We start from the raw sequence: 22,219 nt of genomic DNA, 5'->3' as shown, positions 1-22,219 counted from the left end.
TTGGTCAGGTATTCATCGAGTCGAAGAAATCTGCGTTGGTCTTGGTCTGCTTGAGCTTGTCGATGAGGAACTCGATCGCATCGGTCGTTCCCATCGGCGCCAGGATGCGGCGCAGCACGAAGATCTTCTGTAGGTCCTGACGCGCAACAAGCAGGTCTTCCTTGCGGGTGCCGGACTTGAGGATGTCCATCGCCGGGTAGATGCGCTTGTCGGCGACCTTGCGGTCGAGCACGATTTCCGAGTTACCGGTGCCCTTGAACTCTTCGAAGATGACTTCGTCCATACGGCTGCCGGTATCGATCAACGCAGTGGCGATGATGGTCAGCGAACCGCCCTCTTCAATGTTACGCGCGGCACCGAAGAAACGCTTCGGGCGCTGCAGGGCGTTGGCGTCGACACCACCGGTCAGCACCTTGCCGGATGACGGCACGACCGTGTTGTAGGCGCGGCCGAGACGGGTGATCGAATCGAGCAGGATGACGACGTCGCGGCCATGTTCGACAAGGCGCTTGGCCTTCTCGATGACCATTTCGGCGACCTGGACGTGGCGAACGGCCGGTTCGTCGAAGGTCGAGGACACGACCTCGCCCTTCACCGAACGCTGCATGTCGGTCACTTCTTCCGGACGCTCGTCGATCAGAAGCACGATCAGGTAGCATTCGGGGTGATTGGTGGTGATCGAGTGCGCGATATTCTGCAGCAGCACGGTCTTACCGGTACGCGGCTGCGCCACGATCAGGGCGCGCTGGCCCTTGCCGAGCGGTGCCACCAGGTCGATGACGCGGGGCGAAATGTCCTTGGTGGTCGGGTTTTCGACTTCCATCTTGAGCCGCGAGGTCGGGTATAGCGGCGTCAGATTGTCGAAGTGGATTTTGTGACGGATCTTTTCGGGATCGTCGAAATTGATCGTGTTGACCTTCAGCAGCGCGAAATAGCGCTCGCCTTCCTTCGGGCTGCGGATCGGCCCTTCCACCGTGTCGCCGGTCTTCAGCGAGAAGCGGCGGATCTGCGACGGCGAAATGTAGATATCGTCCGGACCCGGAAGGTAGTTGGCGTTGGCCGAGCGCAGGAAGCCAAAGCCGTCCTGAAGCACTTCTACGACACCATCGCCGATGATCTCGATATCCTGGCCGGCCAGCTTCTTGAGGATCGCGAACATCAGTTCCTGCTTGCGCATGACGCTGGCGTTCTCGACCTCGAGCGATTCGGCGTAAGCGATCAGCTCCGGCGGCTTCTTGTTCTTGAATTCGGCGAGTTTAGTTTCCTGCATAGACGGACTCTGAGCGTGGGGAAGGATTGGCTATCGGCATTTTGCGATAAGCGCCGGGCGCGGCCAGGGAATGAAAATGGGGCGGCGCATGGCGGGAAGGAAGAACAGCCTTTTAGCTCTCCCGAAACGAAAGAGCAAGGCGCAGTCCAGCAAATTTAGGAACTCAAAACGGCTTTACAACCACCAGTATGACAATGACGATCATCAGCAACGTCGGGATTTCGTTGACGATGCGCCAATGCCGCGATGGCTTTTCGTTACGGTCCTCGGCAAAGCGCCGGACCGATGCCGAGAGATAACCATGCACGCCTGAAAGCAGCAGCACCGCGGCCAATTTTGCGTGCAGCCAGCCGCCGGCGAAGTCAAAACCCTTCCAGGCAAGCCACAGCCCGAACACCCAGGTAACGATCATCGCCGGGTTGATGATGGCGCGCAGCAGCCGGCGTTCCATCACCTTGAAGGTTTCGGACTGCACCGACCCCTTCTCGGCGTCGACATGATAGACGAACAGCCGCGGCAGATAGAGCATGCCGGCCATCCACGAAATCACGGCAATGACATGGATCGCCTTGGCCCAGGGGTAGAAGCCATCAGGCGCGGCGAGGAACAGCAAAGCCGTCAGCGCAACCAGGACGATGATGGCAACGACGGCACGTTTGGCCGCCGTCGCACCGCTTGATGATCCGACGCCCTGGCTGCTCATTGCCCTGTTGCCTTTCGCACCTGCCGCACCATCGCCTCGACATGCGCCACCGGCGTCTCGGGCGTGATGCCGTGGCCGAGATTGAAGATCAGGGGACCAGCGCCCAGAGCCTTCAGGATGGCATCCACGCCCTCCTCCAGAGCCTTGCCGCCAACCACCAGCCTGAGCGGGTCGAGATTGCCTTGTACGGCCCCTCCAGCCTGCAGGCGCTGTGCCTGGCTCAAAGGCACCGTCCAGTCGAGGCCGAGGCCGGTGATGCCGGTGCGCTGCCTGTAACTGTCGAGTTGGGCGCCTGCGCCCTTCGGAAAGCCGATGATCGGAACGTCAGGATAGACGGCGCGCACCTTGCGCACGATCTCGGCGACCGGCTTGACGCAGCAGGCCTCGAAGGTCGCCTCGTCGAGCACGCCCGACCAGGAATCGAATATCTGCACGACATCGGCACCGGCTTCGATCTGTCGGATGAGGTAGGCGGCCGAATGGTCGGCGAGGATCTGCAGCAGCCGTGCCATGGCTTCCGGCTCGCGATAGGCAAACAGTCGCGCCGGTGCTTGGTCCGGCGTGCCGTGCCCGGCGATCATGTAGGTGGCGACAGTCCAGGGCGCACCGCAGAAACCGATCAGCGTCGTCTTCTCGGGCAACTCACGACGCAGCCGACGCACAGTTTCGTAGACTGGTTCGAGATTCACGTGAAACTTTTCGCCGTCGAGCGCTGCGACGCCTTCCGCGGTGATCGGCGTCATCAGCGGCCCCCGGCCCTCCTCAAAGCGAAGGTCGCGCCCGAGCGCGTGCGGAACGACGAGAATGTCCGAGAACAGGATCGAGGCATCGAAGTCGAAGCGGCGGATCGGCTGCAGGGTCACTTCAACGGCGAAGTCGGGGTTGTAGCAGAGGTCAAGGAAGCTCCCGGCCTTCTTCCGGCTCTCCCGATACTCCGCGAGATAGCGGCCTGCCTGGCGCATCATCCAGAGCGGCGGAACCTCTAGGCTCTCGCCTTTCAGGACTTGGAGCAGGGCGCGTTTCACGGCCATCAGGTCTGCCTTTCCTTGAACCTTCTATAAACAAAAATTTATTCTGAAGGATTCTTCTAATTCTTAGAGTCTGTTGGAATCGAGAATTCCGACCTGTCCATAGGCGGCCTGAGATATCCACTTGTCATAGTGACGCGCGGCCGTTTTCGCCAGTGGGGAAAACTCTGGGCAGCAAGCGGATTCGTCGATTTGAATCAGGAATCTAGCTGGAGGCATCGCAGGTGCTGATTCTGTGGACAGCCGGGGACTAAGAAACTATCCCCACAATACTCCCCGCCGCTGAATCGAAACAGACAGCGACGCGAATTGTGGACAAGTCGGCATCTGATACAGTCGCGCCGACCGCTTCGGGCCAAACCGCCCGTTTATCCACATTTGACCACAGACCCAGGCGCCCGCTGTGAACAAACCCCAAAGCTTCTTCCATCTGCACCTGATTTCCGACGCTACTGGCGAGACGCTTCTGGCGGCCGGGCGCGCGGCTTCGGCGCAATACAAGGATGCGCGGGCGATCGAGCACATCTACCCGCTGATCCGCACCGAAAAGCAGCTGATGAAGGTGTTCGACGACATCGAGGAAGAGCCGGGAATCGTACTTTACACCGTCGTCGACCAGCACCTCGCCGGCATCATCGACAGCCGCTGCGCGTCGATGGGCCTGCCTTGCGTGTCCGTGCTCGAGCCGGTGCTGTCGGTGTTCCAGTCCTATCTCGGCGCGCCGGCCGGCCGCCGCGTCGGTGCCCAGCATGTTCTCGACGCGGAATATTTCCGCCGCATCGACGCGCTCAATTTCACTATGGAGCATGACGACGGCCAGCTGCCTGCCGACATGGAGCAGGCGGATGTCGTGCTGATCGGCATCTCGAGGACGTCGAAGACGCCGACGAGCATCTATCTTGCCAACCGCGGCATCAAGACCGCCAACATCCCGATCGTGCTTGGCGTTCCGGTGCCCGACAGCCTAGTCAAGGCAGAGAAGCCGCTGGTCGTTGGCCTCATCGCCACCGCCGAACGCATTTCGCATGTGCGCCAGAACCGTATCCTCGGCACGACGATGGCCTTCGACGCTCAGGAATACATCGACCGCGCCTCGATCACCGAGGAACTGGCCTATGCGCGCAAGATCTGCACCAAGCACAATTGGCCGATGATCGATGTCAGCCGCCGCTCGATCGAGGAAACGGCCGCCGCGATCGTTGCCCTGCGCAACAAGAGCCGCTAGGACCGAAAGCACCCAGCAACGCCGCCTGCGCGGTTCGTTTTCAGGCAAAGCCAGTGACCGAAAAACTCATCCTTGCTTCCGGAAGTCCCTTCCGCAAAGCCATGCTCGAAAATGCCGGCGTTCCAGTCGATGCGATCCCGGCTGATCTCGACGAAAGGGCGCTGGAAGCGCCGTTGGCCGAAAGCGGCGCGACGCCCGAGGAGGTCGCCCTGGTGCTGGCCGAGGCCAAGGCGGTTGCCGTCAGCGAGGAACATCCCGGCCGGCTGGTGCTAGGTTGCGACCAGACGCTGTCGCTCGGCGACGAAGTGTTCCACAAGCCGGATGACATGGAAGGCGCCCGCCGCCACCTGCTCAAGCTGTCCGGCAAGACCCATCAGCTCAACAGCGCTGTGGTGCTGGTGCGCGACGGCGAAACCTTGTGGCGCCACGTGGCGATTGCCTCGCTGACGATGCGCGAACTCGATCCGGCCTTCATCGGCCGCCACCTTGCCCGTGTTGGCAAGAAGGCACTGTCGAGCGTCGGCGCCTACCAGATCGAAGGCGAAGGCATCCAGCTGTTCGAAAAGGTCGAAGGCGACCATTTCACCATCGTCGGCCTGCCGCTGCTGCCCGTGCTCAAGGAACTGCGCCAGCTCGGGGCCATCGATGGCTGAGTTGAAGGCGTTCGTCTGCGGCCATCCCATCGCGCATTCGCGCTCGCCGAAAATCCATGGCCATTGGCTTAACAGCTACGGCATCGACGGCAGCTACACGGCGATCGATGTCGCGCCCGCGGATTTCGGAGCTTTCCTCGCCGGGCTTTCTGCGGCGGGCTTGCGCGGCGGCAATGTCACCATCCCGCACAAGGAAGCCGCCTTCGCCACCGTCCAGCGCCGTGACGAGGAGGCCGAGCAGATCGGCGCGGTCAATACCGTGTGGCTCGACGACGGGATCCTGTGGGGTGGCAACACCGACGCCTATGGTTTTGCCGCCAATCTCGACCATCTCGCGCCAGGCTGGGCCTCGAACGGCGACGTCGCCGTGGTTCTGGGCGCCGGCGGCGCCTCGCGGGCAATCGTCCACGCGCTCAAGCAGCGCGGGTTCACCGACATTCGCATCGTTAACCGCACTGTTACGCGCGCCGAAGAGCTTGCCGACCAGTTCGGAGACGGTGTCAGGGCGCATCCGCAGGCGGCAACCGCCGAACTGCTTGAGGATGCGTCGCTGCTGGTCAACACGACGGCACTTGGCATGCACGGCAACGAAGGCCTGCCCGCCGATCCATCCACCCTGCCCGACCATGCCATCGTCACCGACATTGTCTATGTGCCGCTCGAAACGCCGCTGCTCGCTGCAGCCAGGGCGCGCGGGCTGAAGACGGTCGACGGGCTCGGCATGCTGCTGCATCAGGCCGTGCCCGGTTTCGAACGCTGGTTCGGCCGCCGGCCCGAGGTCACCGCAGATTTGCGCAACATGATCGTCGCCGACCTGGGCGCCAAGAAATGATCGTTCTCGGGCTGACCGGCTCCATCGGCATGGGCAAGTCGACGACAGCGAAGATGTTCACCGACGCCGGCGTTCCGGTTCACGATTCCGACGAGGCGGTGCATCGCCTCTATGCCGGCCAGGCTGCCCCTTTGATCGAGGCCGCTTTCCCGGGCACGGTGAAGGACGGTGTCGTCGACCGCACCGAGCTTTCCCGCCACGTGCTGGGCGATGCCGCAGCGCTGAAGAAGCTCGAAGGCATCATCCATCCGTTGGTCCGCGCCGATGCCAACGCCTTCCTCGAACGCAACCGCGCTGCCGGCGCGCCGATTGCGGTGCTCGATATCCCGCTTTTGTTCGAGACCAATGGCCGTGGCCGTGTCGACAGGGTGGTGGTTGTCACGGCACCTGCCGATGTCCAGCGCCAACGTGTGCTGGCGCGCCCTGGAATGACCGAGCAGAAATTCGAGGCGATCCTCGCCAAGCAGGTTCCCGACGCTGAAAAGCGCAAGCTTGCCGACTACATCGTCGACACGGGCAACGGCCTGGAGCCGGCGCGGGCAGCAGTTCAGGCCATCATTGCCGAATTGACGGTGGGAAAGCCCTAAGCAGGCGAATCGCCGCACTTGTTCGCCGGCTGCCCGGGAGGGCATGCTGTCGGCCAAGGAGAATCAGCTTTTGCGCGAGATCATTTTCGATACCGAAACCACGGGCCTCGACAACCGCGAGGACCGCGTGATCGAAATCGGCGCGATCGAGATGATCAATCGCTTCCCGACCGGCAACACCTTCCACAAATACATCAACCCGCAGGGACGGCAGGTTCACCCGGACGCGCAGGACGTGCACGGCATCTCCAACGCCGACCTCGAGGGCAAGCCGACCTTCCCCGAGATCATCGACGAGTTCATCGAGTTCATCGATGGCGCCAAGCTCGTCGCGCATAACGGCACCTTCGACCTTGGCTTCATCAATGCCGAGTTCGCCCGGCTCGACCAGCCGGCGATCGAAGCCGATCGCCTGATCGACACGCTGGCGCTTGCCCGCCGCAAGCATCCGATGGGCCCGAATTCGCTCGATGCTTTGTGCCGGCGCTACGGCATCGACAACAGCCGCCGCACCAAGCACGGAGCATTGCTCGACTCCGAGCTTCTGGCCGAGGTCTATATCGAGCTGATCGGTGGCAAGCAGTCGGCGCTGGTGCTGGAGAGCTTTTCGTCGGCCAATGGCGGCGGCAACACGAGGCAGATCGAGATCGTCGTCGCCGTGCGGCCTGAGCCGTTGCCGCCTCGCCTGACCGAGGCCGAACTCGCCGCCCACGACAAGCTTGTCGGCGGCCTCGGAGAAAAGGCCCTTTGGACCAAGCTGCTTTCGCCCGCCGAACCGAACTGAACCCCTACAACGAAAAAGCCCGGCGCTGAGGCCGGGCTTTTGATTGATGACGCTTGAAGGCGCGGGTCTTAGCTGACCTTGACCTTGGAAGCGGCCTGTTCCTCGGCGATCTTCTGCTGGAACATCTGCGCGAAATCGATCGGGTCGAGCATCAGCGGCGGGAAGCCGCCGTTGCGGGTCGCTTCGGCGATGATCTGGCGAGCGAACGGGAACAGCAGGCGCGGGCACTCGATGAAGAGCAGCGGCAGCATGTGCTCCTGCGGGAAGCCGTCGATGCGGAACACGCCGCCATAAACCAACTCGACGTTGAACAGCACGTCCTTGTCGAAGGCAGCCTTCGCGCTCAACGTCAGGTTGACGTCGAACTGCTTGTCCGTCATCGGGTTGGCGTTGACGTTGACGTTGATGTTGATGCCGGGAGCCTTGTCGCGGCCGCGCAGCGAATTCGGAGCGCCGGGGCTTTCGAAGGAGAGATCCTTCACATACTGCGCCAGCACGTTGAGCGTGGGCTGCTGTGCATTACCGTTGCCGTTGGCGCCTTCCGGCGCTTCATTCGTGGCCATTAGCCCATGTCCTCTTGGCTTGGCCGCGACGCGGCCCGGATTGGAATCCGCGGTTCGCTAGCACGCTCGACATGCCAAGACAAGGTTTTGCCGGCGTTGGAAGCCCGCCGGCTACTCGTCGCGGATCGAGCGCCACGGTGAATTCTGGTTGGGCTGGCGGGTGAAGTCGTCCTCGTCGAGGTCGATGGTCTTGCCGCCTGCCGGGCCGCCACGGCGGGCAAAACCGCCGAAATCGGTACTGAAGCGCACCCGCTTGCTGAGAAAGCGCCAGGCCAGCGCCCGCACCGGCGGCAGAAACAGCAGGATGCCAACGATGTCGCTGATGAAACCGGGGATCAAAAGCAGGATGCCGGCGAGCACGATCATCGCGCCGTTGGCGAGTTCCTTCGACGGATCGCGGCCAGCGTCCATCTCCTTGCGGATCCTGGTCATGACGCCGAAACCCTGGACCCGCAGCAGGATCGAGCCGACGATGCCGCTCAGCAGGATAAGACCAATGGTCGCAAGCACGCCGATTTCGCTGCCAACCACCACAAAGCCGGCAATCTCGAGCAAAGGCAGGGCAAGAAGCAGGAGGGGCAGCATGAAGAGCGTCGATCCGTCCGGTTTGAGTTGACGTGACAGCCAGATGCGGTCACAGGCATAGTGCATACATCTTTAGATAGGGTGCTGCGCCTTTAATTTGAATGATCGGTGCATGCGTTCTATATGCAAAGGCTAACGGGCGCGGCACAGATGCGGCGCCGGCGAATGGCACATAAGCTGGCTTCGGCCGCGAACAAGGGACGGATCGGCGGAAGATATGGAATTCTTCGATTTCGGCACGATTTTCTTTCTGATCGCAGCGGTGGTGATCTTTTTCCAGCTGCGCAACGTGCTTGGACGCCGCACAGGCAACGAACGTCCACCCTTCGATCCCTACACTGCAGCCCGCAACAAGCCGCAGGACGCCAATGGCAAGCCCGAGAACGTGGTGTCGCTGCCGCAGCGCAAGCGCGCTCCAGGCGAGGCCGCCGATGATGCCTATGTCGCCATCGACGCCTTTGCCAAGCCGGGCACCGACCTGAACAAGGGCCTGCGCGCCATCAAGGACGCCGACGCCTCCTTCGAACCCAAGGGTTTCGTCGAAGGCGCCAAGATGGCCTACGAGATGATCGTCATGGCCTATGCCGACGGCGACCGCAAAACGCTCAAGAACCTTCTGTCGCGTGAAGTCTTCGACGGCTTCGTCGCCGCCATCGCCGACCGTGAAGGCCGTTCGGAAAAGATCCAGTCCTCCTTCGTCGGCATCGACAAGGCCGACATCGTCTCGGCCGAGATGAAGGGCGGCGAGGCCCATGTCACGCTGCGCATCGTCTCGGAGCTGATTTCGGCAACCCGCGACAAGGCCGGCGAGGTCATCGACGGCGATCCGGAGACAGTGGCCGAGGTCAAGGACGTCTGGACCTTCGCCCGCGACACCCGTTCGCGTGACCCTAACTGGAAGCTCGTCGCCACCGAGGAAGAAGACTGATCGCGCGTGGCGGGCGAAGCCCGTGTTGCTCTCGCCCGCATTCACTCCGGTCGGTTTTGCCGACCTGCCCGGCTGGCATGAAGATGACCAGTTGGCTGCCTTCGAGGCCTTCCGCCGCTCTGCCCTTCACGTCCTGACCAAACCCTATCGCAGCGGCGCCCTTGGCGTCGCTTTCGATGCCTTTGGCCCAGCCTATGCCGAGGCCCGCGAGCGGCCGGCGGACAATGGCGCCGAAGCCCGCGCGTTCTTCGAACGCCACTTCCAGCCTGCCCTCGTCGCGCCTGAAGGCCGCGACCATGGCCTCGTTACCGGCTTTTACGAGCCTGACGTCGAGGCATCTCCTGAACGCACCGACACGTTTGCGGTGCCGCTTCTATCGCGCCCCGCCGATCTCGTCGATGTCGACGACGGCAACCGCCCCCCCGGCATAGACCCTTACCTCGCCTTTGCCAGGCAGTCTCCGGACGGGCTGGTCGAGTATTTCGACCGCCCCGCGATCGAACAGGGTGCGCTTGCCGGCCAGGGTCTGGAGATCGCCTGGGTCGCCGACCGTGTTGATGCGTTCTTCGTCCATGTGCAGGGCGCCGCCCGGCTGAACATGACCGACGGGTCGCTGCGCCGCGTGACCTATGCCGCCAAATCCGGCCAGCGTTTCACTGGCCCAGGCGGAATTCTTGCCAAAATCGGCGAAATCCCACTCGAAAAAGTCACGATGCAGTCCATCCGGGCCTGGTTCAAAGCCAATCCTGACCGTGTCGATGAGATTCTCTGGCAGAACCAGTCCTATATCTTCTTCCGGCACGCCGCGGTCGAGGATCCGGCACTTGGGCCCATCGCCGCGGCCAAGGTTCCCCTCACCCCGGGGCGCTCCGTTGCCGTCGATCGTCTACTGCACACCTTCGGTACGCCGTTCTACATCGCCGCCCCCGGCCTGACCGCGTTCGATGGCAAACCGTTTGCTCGGCTGATGATCGCCCAGGACACCGGTTCAGCGATCACCGGCCCGGCGCGTGGCGACCTATTCGCGGGATCGGGGTTCGAAGCGGGCGAAATCGCCGGCGTTGTCCGCAATGACGCCGATTTCTTCGCGCTTCTGCCGAAACCCCTGCTCGCGGATGGCCAGCCATGAGTACGCGCCGAGAGCGGAAGCTGAGCGACGACGAACGCGTGCTGTGGAACGTCATCGCCCGCACCACCTCGCCGCTCAAGGGCAAGAGGGCGGTTGAAATCCCCGAGGTTGCCAAGGTCGAGGCACCGAAGGCCGAGGCCATGCCGGCAAAAATCGCCGCCGAGCAGCCGGCGCCGGCCCCCGCCAAACAGCCGAAGCGGCAGTATGTCGCCCACACGCTCGACGTTCCGACCCGCGACAAGCTCTCCAAGGGTCGCCTGCCAATCGAAGGCCGCGTCGACCTCCACGGCATGACCCAAGACGAGGCCTATTCGCTGCTTTATGGCTTCCTGAGCCGGGCGCATGCCGGCGGGCTGCGCTACGTGCTGGTCATCACCGGCAAGGGCAATTCGAAGGGTGGCGACGGCGTTCTCAAGCGCATGGTGCCGGCTTGGCTGGACACCGCGCCCTTCCGCATGCTGATTTCGAGCCAGGACCATGCCGAGCGCCACCATGGCGGTTCCGGCGCGCTCTACATCAGGATCAGGCGGAGGCTCGGCGCATGACCCCGCTCGGCGAGCGCATCCGCGAACTCCGGCGCGAGCGCGGCGTCAGCCAGAAGGACATGGCGGCCAGCATCGGCGTTAGTGCCGCCTATCTCTCGGCGCTCGAGCATGGCCATCGCGGTGTGCCGACCTGGGCGATGATCCAGAAGATCATCGGCTACTTCAACGTCATCTGGGACGACGCCGAGGAGCTGCAGAAGCTGGCAGAGGGTTCGCATCCGCGGGTGGTAGTCGACACGGCGGGATTGTCTCCGGCGGCAACGGAGCTCGCCAACCTCATGGCCGAAGCGATCGACGAGCTGAACGATGTCGAATTGGCAGTGCTGAATGCGCAGGTCCGCGAGGCGATCGCGCGCAAGAAGCGCAGGTAGTTCCGCCTAGAACAGCGCCTTGAGCTCGGTCAGGCGGTCATTGACCAGCCAGCCGTAATAATTCTCCTCGGGCAGCTTTGCCGGTTCGCCGGCGGCCTGGCGCCGCTCGTTCTCGGCTTTCAGCGCATAGGCACGGGCTTCCGGGCTGCCGACATTGTAGAGGGTCGCCGTCAGCCCCGGGTTCTGTGAAATGTCGAAGCCGGCGATATCCCTGTAGGCGTCGATCGACGTCTTGAGCGTCGCGGCGACGTAAGGCAGCGTCAGGTCGGGATCCATGATCGTCTTGTAGACGGCGTTCGGATCGCGCTCGTCGAGTTTGGGCAGGCCGGACACCTTGTGGACCTCGTCGCTCATCTGCAGCGCGGTCAGCGGGTTGAGCTGGCCGATGCCGAAAGTCTGGCCGGCATAGAAGGGCTGGAAGAAGGTGGCGCTGAAGCGATCGTTGGGGAAGCTGGTGTCGCCGACGGTCTTGCCGCGGAAATGCTGGTTCCAGACGCGCTCGCGGCATTCCCAGAGATCGTAGCTGCCCGACTTGCCGGCACAATCGGCGAACTCCGGCCGCTTGATGAAATCGGAGATATCCTCGCCCTCATAGGCGAAGCGCAGCTTGCTGGAGAGGTAGGAGACAGCCTTGACGTAATAGGTCTGCAGCCGGTCGTAGGCGTCGACATTGTAGGTATGCTCGCCGACGATGGCGCCGACGATGTGCATCGGGTCGATGCCGTAGGCGCGGGCCACCGTCTTGATCTTGCCGCGCAGCTCGGCGTCGTTCTGCAGCAGCGCATAGACCTTGCGGTACTTGGCGTCGAAGGTCGTCTTGCCGGCCTTGGTGCGCTTGGACGAGGCGCCCGGCACGTCGGGCTGTTCGGCATGGACGTTGCCGGCCGCAACCACGGTCGCCGCCGATGCCTGCGGAACGGTAAAAGCCGCCGCCAGAAGAAATGCCGAGAAAAATACGCGTTTCATGTGCTGCTGTTTGCCCAAGCTTTGTCAGGGCAAACTAGGAAATGCCCTCGGCTTAGTCGAGGATATTGTCTCCGCCCGGCGGCGAAAGCTGGCCGGATGGAACCATTCGGCAACATGTTCCGCTGCTGCCGCAAGGCATGGCCGGCCCGTTTCCGGAGCCGGCCAGTGCTTGCGTCTAGAGGATGAAACGCGACAGGTCGGTGTTCCTCGACAGGTCGCCGACATGCTTCTGCACATAGGCGGCGTCGATTTTCACCGTCGTGCCGTTGCGGTCCGGCGCGTCGTAGGAGATCTCGTCGAGCACGCGTTCCATCACCGTCTGCAGGCGCCGCGCGCCAATGTTCTCGACGCTGGCGTTGAGGTCGACGGCGATGCCGGCGAGCGCATCGATGGCGTCGTCGGTGAACTCCAAATTCACGCCTTCGGTCAGCATCAAGGCTATGTACTGCTTGATCAGGCTGGCTTCCGTCTCCGTCAGGATGCGGCGGAAGTCGTCCTTCTCCAGCGCACGCAGCTCGACGCGGATCGGCAGGCGGCCCTGCAGCTCCGGAAGAAGATCCGACGGCTTGGAGACGTGGAAGGCGCCCGAGGCGATGAACAGGATGTGGTCGGTCTTCACCTGGCCGTACTTGGTCGCAACCGTCGTGCCTTCGACGAGCGGCAGCAGGTCACGCTGCACGCCTTCACGCGAGGGGCCGCCATGGACGTCGCCACGGGCGATCTTGTCGATCTCGTCGAGGAAGACGATGCCTTCGTTTTCGGTCACTTCAAGCGCGCGGCGCACAACCTCGTCCTGGTCGAGCAGCTTGTCAGACTCGTCGCCGATCAAGAGCGCGTAGGATTCCTTGACGGTGGTCTTGCGCGACTTGGTGCGCTGGCCGCCCATTGCCTTCTGCAGCATGTCGTTGATGTTGAGCACGCCGATATTGCCGCCGGGCATGCCGGGAATGTCGAAACCGGGCATGCCACCATTGCCGGTGTCGGCGACCTGGACCTCGATTTCCTTGTCGTCGAGCTCACCGTCGCGCAGCTTCTTGCGGAACGAGTCGCGGGTCGCCGGGCTCGCCGTCTTGCCAACGAGTGCCTCGAGCACGCGTTCCTCGGCATTGACGTGGGCACGCGCCTTGACGTCCTCGCGCATCTTTTCGCGCACCAGGCCGATGGCGATCTCGACCAGATCGCGGATGATCTGCTCGACGTCGCGGCCGACATAACCGACCTCGGTGAACTTGGTCGCCTCGACCTTGACGAAGGGCGCGCCGGCCAGCTTGGCGAGGCGGCGCGAGATCTCGGTCTTGCCGACGCCGGTGGGTCCGATCATCAGGATGTTCTTGGGCATGACCTCTTCGCGCATCTGGCCTTCCAGCTGCTGGCGGCGCCAGCGGTTGCGCAGGGCAATCGCCACGGCGCGCTTGGCGTCCTTCTGGCCGATGATGAAGCGGTCGAGTTCTGAAACGATCTCACGGGGGGAGAATGTGGACATGTCGATACTCTCGAATACTCAGTTGGGGCTTATGTATGGGCTGGAAGCCGGCGCGCAAGGGCGCCAGGCAGCAGTGACAGAAGGGTCCGCCGCAGCGTATGCCAGCCGGCGCTGAGCAGCAGCACCAGCGCGCCGAGCACCAGCATGGTCAGCGGCACGACGCTGTCCGACAGCCCTGCTTTTACGACCAGGGCGCCAAAGGCGAAGCCGGCATAGGACAGGCCCGAAACAAGGATCGCGCGCCTGTCGACGACGAGCGCGACAAGCGCCAGGCCGACGAAGATCGCAAGAATGCTCCAGGCCGAGACGACGTCGGAACCGCCATCGCCAACCAGGCCGCTGATCAGCGGGTGCACGATCAGTGGTGCCGCCAGCATGTGCAGCCAGAACGCGATGTCGGTGCGCCGGGTCTGGCGCTGCGGATCGCTCAGGTCGAAGCGCATGGCGAGCGTGAATACGGCCAGGCCGCAGGCCAGCAGCAATGGCTTGGCCGCCTGCTCGGCGAAATCGGGCGCCAGCATGAACAACAGGCCAACGGCCGAGGCGACAAGGGCGGCTACGCCGGCTGCTATCGTTACCGGCACGCGGAAGCGCCGGTAGTGCAATGCGGTTGCCGCAGCCGTCACAAGCCCGGCGACAACGATCGGAAAGCCGCCGTGGTTGCCGAGACCTATGCCGAAGTTGAGGCTGGGGTTGAAGGCTTCCGCGACCGTCAGAAAGACCGCCCCGGCAAAGACCAGAAGCAATACGATGCTGGGCAGCGCCATGCGCTGTCGGCGAGTGAAATACTCGGCCAGAAGCCAGCTCGCCACGGCGATGACGGCTAACATGCCGGTATTGCCGATCATGTCGCCGGAGAAATAGCCCAGGGCGCCGAGAAACAGTCCAAGGCCAATGGTGACAAAGATGTCGCTGAAGCCGCTGATGAAGCGGAACTTCTCGTCGTCATGCGGTTCCGCCTCCCTTACCGGCATCCTGGCCTGTTCCAGGTTGCGCAGGCCTTGCGCCTGTTCGGCCGTCAACAGGCCGCTTTCGACCGCGGCTCGCAGCGCGTCTGGCGATATGGCGAGCATTTCCTGCGCTGCCTGAGGCCTGCTCATGCGTCGAAATCCTCTTCGTCGGCGTCACGCGCCATCATCAGGGCCGGACCGTATTCGGAGGTCCTTGTATCGAATGCTACGAAGCCAGCCTTCTCATAGGCCCGGATCGCCCGCTTGTTGTCGGGATGCGGGTCGATGATCACGCGTGGCACGCCCTCCTCGAACAGCTCCTCGACGAACTGGGCGAGGATCGCCGAGCCATGGCCCTTGCCGACAAGTCCCGGCACGCCGATCGTCAGGTCGACGCCGAGCGTGCCGAAGGGCTGGTCCTGGTAGGGATGGTCGTCCTCCATATGCGGATCGTAGCTCTGGAGGTAGCCAATCGGCTTGCCGTCCAGCTCGATGATCAGTGGCTCGACCGAGATGCTGTCGATGTGCTCCTTGATCTCAGCGATCTCGGTTTCGGGATCGTCCCACCATTCGGCGACATGCGGCTCTGCCAGCCATGCCTTGATGACAGGCAGGTCGGCCTTGGTGACCGGGCGGAAGTCGTACTGCGCGGGGGCCTTATTCGGCATCGAGCGTCTCAACCACGAAGCTGTGGTTGGTGTAGACGCAGATGTCGGCGGCGATCTGCATCGCCTTGCGGGCGATCTCCTCGGCGTCCTTGTCAGTGTCCATCAACGCGCGGGCCGCTGCGAGCGCATAATTGCCGCCCGAGCCGATGGCCATCACGCCGAATTCCGGCTCCAGCACGTCGCCGGTGCCGGTCAGCGCCAGCGACACGTTCTTGTCGGCCACCAGCATCATCGCTTCGAGGCGGCGCAAATAGCGGTCGGTGCGCCAGTCCTTGGCGAGCTCGACGCAGGCGCGCGTCAGCTGGTCGGGATATTGCTCGAGCTTGGCTTCAAGCCTTTCGAGAAGGGTGAAGGCATCTGCGGTGGCGCCGGCAAATCCGGCGATGACGTTGCCCTTGCCGAGGCGGCGGACCTTGCGGGCGTTGCCCTTCATGATGGTCTGGCCGAGGCTGACCTGGCCGTCGCCGGCGATGACCACCTTGTTGCCCTTGCGCACGGTCACGATCGTCGTGGCGTGCATGCTCTGTTCATTGGACATATGTTGCTCCGATGGCGCGCGGCCCCTCTTTGGCGGCTTGCGCGTTACGAGTGGAAGTTGGCGTCTTATGTATGACGCGGCGCAAGGATTGCAAATCGTCACGCCGCATCACGAAATGCCCTTTCGCGGCGATTGGCAACCGGCCGAACATGCTGTTATTAGCATCTCGTTTTTGAGGACAAGGATCCGCCAATGGCCCCCCGTTCCGCCGAAGTCAGCCGCAAGACCAAGGAAACCGAGATTTCGGTTTCGGTCCACGTCGATGGCACCGGCCGTTCGGAGATGGCAACCGGCGTCGGCTTCTTCGACCATATGCTCGACCAGCTCTCCAGGCATTCGCTGATCGACATGAAAGTCGCGGCCAAGGGCGACCTGCACATCGACGATCACCACACCGTCGAAGATTGCGGCATCGCCATCGGCCAGGCTTTGTCCAAGGCGCTCGGTGACCGCCGTGGCATCATGCGTTACGCCTCGATCGACCTCGCCATGGACGAGACGCTGACGCGCGCTGCCATCGACGTGTCTGGCCGTCCGTTCCTGGTCTGGAACGTCAATTTCTCGGCGCCCAAGATCGGCACTTTCGACACCGAGCTGGTGCGCGAGTTCTTCCAGGCGCTGGCCCAGAACGCCGGCATCACGCTGCACGTCACCAATCATTACGGCGCCAACAACCATCACATCGCCGAAACCTGCTTCAAGGCCGTGGCGCGCGCGCTGCGCATGGCCCTTGAAAGCGATCCGCGCCAGCCTGACGCAGTACCCTCGACCAAGGGCAGCCTGAAGGGATAGCCATGGCCATCCATGTCGTCATGGAGCCGCCTGCCTCGGCAGGAAAATATGCTTCGGAAGGTGCCGTCTTCGTCCGCGACGGCTTCTACCTCTTCGGCTTCATCGCCCCGCTGCTGTGGATGCTCTGGCACCGTCTCTGGGTCCTGGCGGCGCTGACCTTCGCGGTCACGCTTGCACTGGGTGCGGTCGGCGAATGGACCGAGCTGATAGCCGCCGTTCCGCTGCTTTCGCTGCTCATCTCGCTTTATGTCGGGCTCGAAGGCGGCGCGCTCAGGGTTGCCGCCCTTCGCCGCGCCGGCTGGCATCAGTGGGGCGTGATCGAGGCTGACACCATCGAGGACGCCGAGATGCGCTACCTCTATGCCGCTGACGATGTGGCCGAGGAAACGCAGCCGGCGCCCGTCACCATCGCCGCCACCGCCGCACCGCGCCCGCAGCCGTCGGGCGCAGCGCTTGGCCTCCTGCACTATCCCGGAAGACACTGACATGCGCGTCGCCATCATCGACTACGGTTCGGGCAATCTGCGCTCGGCAACCAAGGCCTTCGAACGCGCCGCCCGCGAGGCCGGCCTTGCGGCCGAGATCGAGCTGACCGCCGATGCCGATCGCGTATTGACCGCCGACCGCATCGTCCTGCCCGGCGTCGGCGCCTATGCCGATTGCGCCCGCGGCCTGCGCGCCGTCGACGGCATGTGGGAGGCGGTCGAGGAGGTCGCCATCCGCAAGGCGCATCCCTTCCTCGGCATCTGCGTCGGCATGCAACTGATGTCCGAGCGCGGGCTCGAAAAGACCGTCACCGAAGGCTTCGGCTGGATATCGGGTGACGTGAAAGAGATCACGCCGACCGATCCGACTCTCAAGATTCCGCAGATCGGCTGGAACACGATTCACGTGAAACATGACCACCCGGTCTTCAACGGCATCGCCACCGGACCGCAGGGCCTGCACGCCTATTTCGTACATTCCTACCATCTCGACGCTACCAGCGAGAAGGAAGTGCTGGCGACCGCTGATTATGGCGGCCGGGTTACCGCGGCAGTCGCGCGCGACAACCTTGTCGGCACCCAGTTTCATCCTGAAAAGAGCCAGGCGCTTGGCCTCGGCCTGATTGCCAATTTCCTGAGGTGGAAGCCATGACGACGAAGAAGGCCTACTGGATGGCGATGATCGAGATCACCGACCCCGAGGCTTATCCGGCCTATATCGCGGCCAACCTTGCGGCGATCGCCCCTTATGGCGCCAAGCTTCTGGTGCGCGGCGGCCAGTACGACCAGCCCGAAGGCCCGACCGGCAACCGCCATGTCCTGGTCGAATTCGAATCCTACGAACAGGCGATCGCCTGCTACCACTCGCCCGCTTACCAGGAGGTGGTGAAGCTTCGCCACGCCGCCTCCGTCGGCAAGTTCGTCATCGTCGAAGGCGTCTGAGCATGATCCTTTTCCCCGCCATCGACCTCAAGGATGGCCAGTGCGTTCGCCTCAAGCTCGGCGACATGGACCAGGCCACCGTCTACAACAATGATCCCGGCGCCCAGGCTAAGGCCTTCGAGGACCAGGGCTTCGAGTGGCTGCACGTGGTCGACCTCAACGGCGCCTTCGCCGGCGAGAGCGTCAACGGAGCTGCTGTCGAGGCGATCCTCAAGGCGACGAAGAACCCGGTCCAGCTCGGCGGCGGCATTCGTTCGCTTGCCCATATCGAGAGCTGGCTGGACAAAGGGCTTGCCCGCGTCATCCTCGGCACTGTCGCCGTGCGTGACCCCGAACTGGTCAAGGAAGCGTGCCGGAAATTCCCTGGCAAGGTCGCCGTCGGCATCGATGCCAAGGGCGGCAAGGTTGCCGTCGAGGGCTGGGCCGAAGCATCGAGCCTCGGTGTCGTCGAGCTGGCCAAGAAGTTCGAGGGCGCTGGCGTCGCCGCCATCGTCTACACCGACATCGACCGCGACGGCGTTCTGGCCGGCATCAACTGGGATTCGACAATCGACCTCGCCGAGGCCGTCTCGATCCCGGTCATCGCCTCGGGCGGCCTCGCCTCGCTCGCCGACATCGTGCGCATGACCATGCCAGATGCGAAGAAGCTGGAAGGTGCCATTTCCGGCCGTGCGCTTTATGACGGCCGCATCGACCCGGCTGAGGCGCTGGCGATCTTGCGCGGCACGCTCAAGCCCGAGCCGGGCCTTTTCGAGGAACGGAAATGACCCTCAAAGCCCGCGTCATTCCCTGTCTCGACGTCAAGGACGGCCGCGTCGTCAAGGGCGTCAACTTCGTCGATCTCATCGATGCGGGCGATCCAGTCGAGGCCGCCAAGGCCTATGACGCCGCCGGTGCCGATGAGCTCTGCTTCCTCGACATCACCGCTTCGTCCGACAATCGCGAGACCATCTTCGACGTCATCGCCCGCACCGCCGAGCAGTGCTTCATGCCGCTGACCGTCGGCGGCGGCGTGCGCCAGGTCGCAGACATTCGCAAGCTGCTGCTCGCCGGCGCCGACAAGGTGTCGATCAACACAGCGGCGGTGAAGAACCCGTCCTTTGTGGCAGAAGCGGCCGACAAGTTCGGCAACCAGTGCATCGTCGTCGCCATCGACGCCAAGAAAGTGTCCGAGGCCAACGAAGCCGACCGCTGGGAGATTTTCACCCATGGCGGCCGCGAGCGCACCGGCATCGACGCCGTCGAGTTCGCCCGCAAGGTCGTCGACCTCGGCGCCGGCGAAATCCTGCTCACCTCGATGGACCGAGACGGCACCAAGATCGGCTACGACATCGCGCTTACCCGCGCGGTGGCTGACGCGGTGCGCGCCCCGGTCATCGCCTCGGGCGGCGTCGGCAACCTCGACCACATGGTCGCTGGCATCCGCGACGGCCATGCCACGGCCGTTCTCGCCGCCTCGATCTTCCATTTTGGCACCTACACCATTGCCGAGGCCAAGGCCCACATGGCAAAAGCGGGCTTGCCGATGCGGCTCGACCCCATTGGCTGACCTTAGTGCCGAGGCCCAGATGAGCGCATTCTCCCTTTCCGACCTGGAAAAGATCGTTTCCGAGCGGGCCCGCTCGGGCGATGCCAGCTCCTGGACCGCCAAACTCTACCAGTCGGGCATGGAGCGGGCGGCCAAGAAGCTAGGCGAAGAGGCGGTCGAAACCGTTATCGCCGCGGTCAAGGGCGACGACAGTGCCCTCGTTTCGGAAAGTGCTGATCTCCTTTATCATTGGCTCGTCGTGCTGGCCGTTGCCGGCATTCCGATGGCGGACGTGCTGGCCGAACTGGAGCGGCGCACCTCGCAATCCGGGATTGCCGAAAAGGCCTCGCGCAAGAACGACGGCTGACCCCCAGTCAGGACCTGCAGGGAAGATTCGATGGATCAGCTCGCCCCAACGGACAAATACTCCCCATACTGGTTCTTCACCGCCGAGCACTGGGCGGGTTTCGGCGCCGACATGTCGATGACGCTGACCCAGGACGAGGTCGCGCGGCTGAGCTCCATGTACGAGCCGATCGACCTCGAGGAAGTCCGCCGCATCTATCTGTCGCTGTCGCGTTTGCTCTCCGCCCACGTCGAGACCAGCCAGCAGCTGTTCCGCCAGCGCCAGCGCTTCTTCAACTCGGAGAAGAAGGGCACCAAGACGCCTTTCATCATCGGCATGGCCGGCTCGGTCGCGGTCGGCAAGTCGACCACGGCGCGTATCCTGAAGGAACTGCTGACCCGCTGGCCGTCCAGCCCGAAGGTCGACCTCGTCACGACCGATGGCTTCCTCCACCCCAACGAGGTCCTGCGCCGCGACAATCTGATGGAGCGCAAGGGTTTTCCCGACAGCTATGACGTCGGCGCGCTGCTGCGTTTCCTCTCGGCCATCAAGTCAGGACAGCCCAATGTCCGCGCGCCCGTCTATTCACACCTGACCTATGACGTTATGCCCGGCGAGTTCGTCACCGTCGACCGGCCCGACATCCTGATCTTCGAGGGCATCAACGTGCTGCAGCCGCGCGAACTGCCCAAGGATGGCAAGTTCGTGCCGTTCGTCTCCGATTTCTTCGATTTCTCGATCTACATCGACGCCGACGAGCAGATCATCCACGAGTGGTACATCGACCGCTTCATGCGCCTGAGGGAGACCGCGTTCCGCAATCCACAGTCCTTCTTCCATCGCTATTCGCAGCTGTCGGAAGATGCGGCGCGTGCCATCGCCGAGGGGCTCTGGGCCAACATCAACCTGAAAAATCTGCGCGAGAACATCCTGCCGACGCGTCCGCGCGCCGACCTGATCCTCAAGAAGGGCGCCGGCCACCTCGTCGAGGAAGTGGCGATCCGCAAGCTCTGAGGGTTCGGCCCGGCTACGCCGCAGCCGGTTTAGTCACCCGCCGCAGCGTCAGGTTGATCCGCCCGCCCTGCTTCAGCAGCGCCGACGTCATCGGATAGATGCGGTCGACGCCGTGGAAAGCGAGCCGCCCCTCTCCGCCGAGAACCACCACATCGCCGCTTTCCAGCCGGAACGACACAGTGCGGTCGTCGCGCCTGTTACCGCCGACCCGGAACAGGCAGGCGTCACCCAGCGACACCGAAACGACGGGTGCGTCGAACTCACGCTCGTCGCGATCTTGGTGCAGCCCCATCTTGGCCGCGTCGGTGTAGAAATTGACGAGGCAGGCTTCCGGCGGATGCGGGTAGCCTGAGACTTCGCGCCACAACGCAAGCAGCGCCTCAGGGATCGGCGGCCATGGTTCGCCCGTCACCGGATGCTCGGCCTGGTAGCGATAGCCGCGATCCTTGTCGGTGACCCAGCCGAGCGAGCCGCAGTTGGTCATGCGCACGCTCATTTCCTTGCCTGTCTTGGGCATGGCGGGTGTGTAGAGCGGCGCTGCCTTCACCACCTCGCGTATGCTTTCGACCAAGCCCTCCTGCACCTCGCGGGTGAGAAAGCCGGGCATGTGGCGGACGCCTTTGGGCAATACGAGCACGTTTCAGCTGCCTTGTTCGATCTGGCCGTCCAGAATGCCACCTGAAACGCAGAACGGCGACCCGAAAGCCGCCGTTCGCAAGAATTGGGTGTGCCGGGATCAGGCCGTCGCGATATCCGGGATACGCAGCACCTGGCCGGGATAGATCTTGTCTGGGTGCGTCAGCATCGGCTTGTTGGCTTCGAAGATGACGGTGTATTTCGACGCCTTGCCCTTGCCGTACTGAGCCTCGGCGATCTTCGACAGGTTGTCACCCTTCTTGACCGTGTAGAACACCGGCGCCTTGGCCGGCGTCGCCGCCTTGACCAGCTCGGTCATGTCGACATTGCCGTCGAGCTTGAGGCCGGAGTCAGGCGCCACGACCTTGAGCTCGTCGGCCTGGACCTTGGAAACACCAAGCGTGTTGCCGACGGCGATGACCGCTTTTTCGAAGATCGATTGATCCTTGACCACGCCGGTCAGTACCGCCGTGTCGCCCTTGACCACGACCTGCACGTTGTCGGTGCCGAGCTTGTGCGAATCGAGCTCTTTCTTCAGCGTGTCGGCGCTCGGCGCCTCATCGTCCCCGAAACCAAGCTTCTTGCCGACATTCTTGACGAAATCGAACATACCCATTCGTGGTCTCCCTTGCTGTGGCAGTCGCCGGAGATTGGCACCTGCAAAATCA

General features: G+C 63.3%; 29 protein-coding genes. 17 read left to right on the top strand and 12 right to left on the bottom strand.

Annotation, left to right across the window (positions count from 1 at the left end; translation table 11 throughout):
* Positions 1-4: 4 nt before the first annotated feature.
* The 3 genes from rho to hemE form a co-directional block, all read right to left on the bottom strand.
* Positions 5-1,270 (bottom strand): transcription termination factor Rho, encoded by a 1,266-nt coding sequence (gene rho / locus ACSQ3E_RS21830; protein ID WP_115730026.1) that lies wholly within the window; start codon positions 1,268-1,270, stop codon positions 5-7.
* A 163-nt stretch (positions 1,271-1,433) separates the two neighbouring features.
* A complete protein-coding gene (hemJ, locus tag ACSQ3E_RS21825) occupies positions 1,434-1,973 on the bottom strand; it encodes a protoporphyrinogen oxidase HemJ (RefSeq protein ID WP_436124295.1) in 540 nt (179 codons plus the stop codon).
* Entirely contained in the window at positions 1,970-3,004 is a 1,035-nt protein-coding gene (gene hemE / locus ACSQ3E_RS21820; protein ID WP_436124294.1) for a uroporphyrinogen decarboxylase, read from the bottom strand. Before hemE ends, hemJ begins: the two co-directional genes overlap by 4 nt.
* A 400-nt stretch (positions 3,005-3,404) precedes the next feature.
* Between hemE and ACSQ3E_RS21815 the strand changes: the two genes are divergently transcribed.
* The 5 genes from ACSQ3E_RS21815 to dnaQ all read left to right on the top strand — a co-directional run bounded on the left by ACSQ3E_RS21815 (position 3,405) and on the right by dnaQ (position 7,082).
* Complete coding sequence (locus ACSQ3E_RS21815; RefSeq protein WP_067955797.1) at positions 3,405-4,226, top strand: pyruvate, water dikinase regulatory protein; 822 nt, start codon at positions 3,405-3,407, stop codon at positions 4,224-4,226.
* A gap of 53 nt (positions 4,227-4,279) precedes the next feature.
* Positions 4,280-4,879, top strand: coding sequence for a Maf-like protein (locus tag ACSQ3E_RS21810; protein WP_310325645.1), 600 nt, complete (start codon positions 4,280-4,282; stop codon positions 4,877-4,879).
* The gene (locus ACSQ3E_RS21805) at positions 4,872-5,711 is read left to right on the top strand and encodes a shikimate dehydrogenase (protein WP_436124293.1); all 840 of its coding nucleotides are present in this window, start codon (positions 4,872-4,874) and stop codon (positions 5,709-5,711) included. The genes ACSQ3E_RS21810 and ACSQ3E_RS21805 overlap by 8 nt, the downstream gene beginning before the upstream one ends.
* Positions 5,708-6,298 carry a dephospho-CoA kinase gene (coaE, locus tag ACSQ3E_RS21800; protein ID WP_436124292.1) on the top strand — a complete coding sequence of 197 codons (591 nt, stop codon included), beginning with the start codon at positions 5,708-5,710 and terminating at the stop codon, positions 6,296-6,298. The genes ACSQ3E_RS21805 and coaE overlap by 4 nt, the downstream gene beginning before the upstream one ends.
* Before the next feature lie 70 nt (positions 6,299-6,368).
* Entirely contained in the window at positions 6,369-7,082 is a 714-nt protein-coding gene (gene dnaQ, locus ACSQ3E_RS21795) for a DNA polymerase III subunit epsilon (RefSeq protein WP_436124369.1), read from the top strand.
* A 68-nt stretch (positions 7,083-7,150) separates the two neighbouring features.
* Here dnaQ and secB read toward each other — a convergent pair whose 3' ends face one another.
* Together secB and ACSQ3E_RS21785 are read right to left on the bottom strand one after the other, a co-directional pair.
* Positions 7,151-7,645 carry a protein-export chaperone SecB gene (secB, locus tag ACSQ3E_RS21790; protein ID WP_067955790.1) on the bottom strand — a complete coding sequence of 165 codons (495 nt, stop codon included), beginning with the start codon at positions 7,643-7,645 and terminating at the stop codon, positions 7,151-7,153.
* Between the two features lie 111 nt (positions 7,646-7,756).
* Positions 7,757-8,230, bottom strand: coding sequence for an FxsA family protein (locus ACSQ3E_RS21785; RefSeq protein WP_310325636.1), 474 nt, complete (start codon positions 8,228-8,230; stop codon positions 7,757-7,759).
* 217 nt (positions 8,231-8,447) lie between these two features.
* Between ACSQ3E_RS21785 and ACSQ3E_RS21780 the strand changes: the two genes are divergently transcribed.
* Genes ACSQ3E_RS21780 through ACSQ3E_RS21765 form a run of 4 tightly spaced genes read left to right on the top strand, consistent with a single transcriptional unit; the run spans position 8,448 to position 11,203 of the window.
* Positions 8,448-9,158, top strand: coding sequence for a Tim44/TimA family putative adaptor protein (locus ACSQ3E_RS21780; RefSeq protein ID WP_310325633.1), 711 nt, complete (start codon positions 8,448-8,450; stop codon positions 9,156-9,158).
* A gap of 22 nt (positions 9,159-9,180) precedes the next feature.
* Positions 9,181-10,287 carry a murein transglycosylase A gene (gene mltA / locus ACSQ3E_RS21775; protein ID WP_436124291.1) on the top strand — a complete coding sequence of 369 codons (1,107 nt, stop codon included), beginning with the start codon at positions 9,181-9,183 and terminating at the stop codon, positions 10,285-10,287.
* The gene (locus ACSQ3E_RS21770; RefSeq protein ID WP_436124290.1) at positions 10,284-10,832 is read left to right on the top strand and encodes a Smr/MutS family protein; all 549 of its coding nucleotides are present in this window, start codon (positions 10,284-10,286) and stop codon (positions 10,830-10,832) included. Before mltA ends, ACSQ3E_RS21770 begins: the two co-directional genes overlap by 4 nt.
* Positions 10,829-11,203, top strand: a complete 375-nt coding sequence (locus tag ACSQ3E_RS21765) for a helix-turn-helix domain-containing protein (protein ID WP_310325624.1) — start codon at positions 10,829-10,831, stop codon at positions 11,201-11,203. The genes ACSQ3E_RS21770 and ACSQ3E_RS21765 overlap by 4 nt, the downstream gene beginning before the upstream one ends.
* 6 nt (positions 11,204-11,209) lie before the next feature.
* On the opposite strand, the gene ACSQ3E_RS21760 is transcribed toward ACSQ3E_RS21765, so the two are convergent.
* From ACSQ3E_RS21760 to hslV, 5 genes are all read right to left on the bottom strand, one after another.
* Positions 11,210-12,169 (bottom strand): DUF1402 family protein, encoded by a 960-nt coding sequence (locus tag ACSQ3E_RS21760; RefSeq protein ID WP_436124289.1) that lies wholly within the window; start codon positions 12,167-12,169, stop codon positions 11,210-11,212.
* 175 nt (positions 12,170-12,344) lie between these two features.
* The gene (gene hslU / locus ACSQ3E_RS21755) at positions 12,345-13,652 is read right to left on the bottom strand and encodes an ATP-dependent protease ATPase subunit HslU (RefSeq protein WP_310325619.1); all 1,308 of its coding nucleotides are present in this window, start codon (positions 13,650-13,652) and stop codon (positions 12,345-12,347) included.
* Positions 13,653-13,681: 29 nt separating this feature from the next.
* The gene (locus tag ACSQ3E_RS21750; RefSeq protein WP_436124288.1) at positions 13,682-14,752 is read right to left on the bottom strand and encodes a hypothetical protein; all 1,071 of its coding nucleotides are present in this window, start codon (positions 14,750-14,752) and stop codon (positions 13,682-13,684) included.
* Entirely contained in the window at positions 14,749-15,270 is a 522-nt protein-coding gene (locus tag ACSQ3E_RS21745) for a GNAT family N-acetyltransferase (protein ID WP_436124287.1), read from the bottom strand. The genes ACSQ3E_RS21750 and ACSQ3E_RS21745 overlap by 4 nt, the downstream gene beginning before the upstream one ends.
* Positions 15,260-15,808: an ATP-dependent protease subunit HslV gene (hslV, locus tag ACSQ3E_RS21740; RefSeq protein ID WP_310325611.1), complete on the bottom strand. Its 549-nt coding sequence runs from the start codon at positions 15,806-15,808 to the stop codon at positions 15,260-15,262. Before hslV ends, ACSQ3E_RS21745 begins: the two co-directional genes overlap by 11 nt.
* A 192-nt stretch (positions 15,809-16,000) precedes the next feature.
* Here hslV and hisB point away from each other — a divergent pair, with 192 nt between their 5' ends.
* From hisB to coaA, 8 genes are read left to right on the top strand one after another with little or no spacing between them, the layout of a single operon-like run.
* Positions 16,001-16,600 carry an imidazoleglycerol-phosphate dehydratase HisB gene (gene hisB, locus ACSQ3E_RS21735; RefSeq protein ID WP_436124286.1) on the top strand — a complete coding sequence of 200 codons (600 nt, stop codon included), beginning with the start codon at positions 16,001-16,003 and terminating at the stop codon, positions 16,598-16,600.
* 2 nt (positions 16,601-16,602) lie between these two features.
* A complete protein-coding gene (locus tag ACSQ3E_RS21730; protein WP_436124285.1) occupies positions 16,603-17,085 on the top strand; it encodes a DUF2628 domain-containing protein in 483 nt (160 codons plus the stop codon).
* A 1-nt stretch (position 17,086) separates the two neighbouring features.
* The gene (gene hisH, locus ACSQ3E_RS21725) at positions 17,087-17,737 is read left to right on the top strand and encodes an imidazole glycerol phosphate synthase subunit HisH (RefSeq protein WP_436124284.1); all 651 of its coding nucleotides are present in this window, start codon (positions 17,087-17,089) and stop codon (positions 17,735-17,737) included.
* Positions 17,734-18,027: a DUF1330 domain-containing protein gene (locus ACSQ3E_RS21720; RefSeq protein ID WP_182576156.1), complete on the top strand. Its 294-nt coding sequence runs from the start codon at positions 17,734-17,736 to the stop codon at positions 18,025-18,027. The genes hisH and ACSQ3E_RS21720 overlap by 4 nt, the downstream gene beginning before the upstream one ends.
* 2 nt (positions 18,028-18,029) lie before the next feature.
* A complete protein-coding gene (gene hisA / locus ACSQ3E_RS21715) occupies positions 18,030-18,794 on the top strand; it encodes a 1-(5-phosphoribosyl)-5-[(5-phosphoribosylamino)methylideneamino]imidazole-4-carboxamide isomerase (RefSeq protein WP_436124283.1) in 765 nt (254 codons plus the stop codon).
* Entirely contained in the window at positions 18,791-19,576 is a 786-nt protein-coding gene (gene hisF / locus ACSQ3E_RS21710; RefSeq protein WP_436124282.1) for an imidazole glycerol phosphate synthase subunit HisF, read from the top strand. Before hisA ends, hisF begins: the two co-directional genes overlap by 4 nt.
* A gap of 19 nt (positions 19,577-19,595) precedes the next feature.
* Complete coding sequence (locus ACSQ3E_RS21705) at positions 19,596-19,922, top strand: phosphoribosyl-ATP diphosphatase (protein ID WP_310325594.1); 327 nt, start codon at positions 19,596-19,598, stop codon at positions 19,920-19,922.
* A gap of 30 nt (positions 19,923-19,952) precedes the next feature.
* A complete protein-coding gene (gene coaA, locus ACSQ3E_RS21700) occupies positions 19,953-20,915 on the top strand; it encodes a type I pantothenate kinase (protein WP_310325591.1) in 963 nt (320 codons plus the stop codon).
* 13 nt (positions 20,916-20,928) lie between these two features.
* Here coaA and ACSQ3E_RS21695 read toward each other — a convergent pair whose 3' ends face one another.
* Positions 20,929-21,552 carry an alpha-ketoglutarate-dependent dioxygenase AlkB family protein gene (locus ACSQ3E_RS21695; protein WP_436124281.1) on the bottom strand — a complete coding sequence of 208 codons (624 nt, stop codon included), beginning with the start codon at positions 21,550-21,552 and terminating at the stop codon, positions 20,929-20,931.
* A gap of 99 nt (positions 21,553-21,651) precedes the next feature.
* On the bottom strand, positions 21,652-22,167 hold the full coding sequence (gene lysM, locus ACSQ3E_RS21690) for a peptidoglycan-binding protein LysM (protein WP_310325585.1): 516 nt from the start codon (positions 22,165-22,167) through the stop codon (positions 21,652-21,654).
* Positions 22,168-22,219: the final 52 nt, after the last annotated feature.

It is taken from the genome of Aminobacter sp. LjRoot7, assembly GCF_964252895.1.
GTDB lineage: Bacteria > Pseudomonadota > Alphaproteobacteria > Rhizobiales > Rhizobiaceae > Aminobacter > Aminobacter aminovorans_B.
Note: the sequence above shows the minus strand (reverse complement) of the source record. Positions and strands in the feature narration are given on the sequence as shown.